Origin of the sequence: Xanthomonas sp. XNM01, assembly GCF_014851915.1 — a bacterium.
GTDB lineage: Bacteria > Pseudomonadota > Gammaproteobacteria > Xanthomonadales > Xanthomonadaceae > Pseudoxanthomonas.
This window is the reverse complement of the sequence record NZ_JACVAP010000015.1, coordinates 1-812: the sequence shown is the minus strand read 5'-3', so window position 1 is coordinate 812 and position 812 is coordinate 1. Positions and strand designations below refer to the sequence as shown.

The 812-nt window shown below is 54.7% G+C and carries 1 rRNA gene; it reads right to left on the bottom strand.

Features of this window, described 5'->3' with window-relative positions:
* Positions 1-50 precede the first annotated feature (50 nt).
* A 23S ribosomal RNA gene (locus IB242_RS20255) occupies positions 51-812 on the bottom strand; the annotation flags it as partial.

Genomic DNA, 812 nt, shown 5'->3' with positions numbered 1-812 from the left:
ATTTGGATTCCATCGACGTGTACGTCGAGTCCAAGGCCACTTGAGGTTATATGGTCAAGCCACACGGATCATTAGTATCAGTTAGCTCAATACATTGCTGTACTTACACACCTGACCTATCAACCACCTAGTCTTGATGGTTCCTTCAGGGGGCTTGTGCCCCGGGAGATCTCATCTTGAGGCGCGCTTCCCGCTTAGATGCTTTCAGCGGTTATCGCTTCCGAACATAGCTACCCGGCAATGCCACTGGCGTGACAACCGGAACACCAGAGGTTCGTCCACTCCGGTCCTCTCGTACTAGGAGCAGCCCCTCTCAAATCTCCAACGCCCATGGCAGATAGGGACCGAACTGTCTCACGACGTTCTGAACCCAGCTCGCGTACCACTTTAAATGGCGAACAGCCATACCCTTGGGACCGACTACAGCCCCAGGATGTGATGAGCCGACATCGAGGTGCCAAACACCGCCGTCGATATGAACTCTTGGGCGGTATCAGCCTGTTATCCCCGGAGTACCTTTTATCCGTTGAGCGATGGCCCTTCCATACAGAACCACCGGATCACTAAGTCCTAGTTTCCTACCTGCTTGATCCGTCGATCTTGCAGTCAAGCACGCTTATGCCTTTGCACACAGTGCGCGATGTCCGACCGCGCTGAGCGTACCTTCGAGCTCCTCCGTTACTCTTTAGGAGGAGACCGCCCCAGTCAAACTACCCACCATACACGGTCCCCGACCCGGATTACGGGCCCAGGTTAGAACGTCAAGCACATCAGGGTGGTATTTCAAGGATGGCTCCACTGCAGCTAGCGCC